Genomic DNA, 410 nt, shown 5'->3' with positions numbered 1-410 from the left:
AAAGCCAGTCTTATCATCAGACAACATTGGGCAAGATTATTCAAGCAATAGTAAAGCGCAATGGCTACATTCCCGAGGTTGATCCTTATCTAGCAAAGATTGTCGTGCGTCACCTTGATCAGACGGGTGAAAGCGACATGGCTTTTACAGCACGACTTGCTGCAGAATATGACGCTGTAGCAAAACCTATGGATAGCAGACTTGTTCTGGCCAAACGTGGTGAAGGCAAGGATACTACTGGAGAGATGCTACCTGTGGACGCTATTCATGAAAGAATGTGTAGCTCTTGGGATTTTAAATACAGTGCACGTGATGAAAAAGGAGAAGCACAGGGATTAACACCAGGTGAAGGAGATGATCAAAAAGCAGCATCAGCAGCACAAAACCCAGAAGATATTGAAGAGTATGAT

1 protein-coding gene is annotated in these 410 nt (G+C 43.9%); it reads left to right on the top strand.

Translation table 11 applies throughout. The features are described from left to right. A partial coding sequence (locus tag J7R05_RS08570) for a contractile injection system protein, VgrG/Pvc8 family (protein ID WP_281388238.1) occupies positions 1 to 410 on the top strand: 410 nt, incomplete at both ends.

It is taken from the genome of Bartonella capreoli, from assembly GCF_902813205.1.
GTDB classification, from domain to species: domain Bacteria; phylum Pseudomonadota; class Alphaproteobacteria; order Rhizobiales; family Rhizobiaceae; genus Bartonella; species Bartonella schoenbuchensis.
This window is presented reverse-complemented; position numbering and strand designations above follow the sequence as displayed.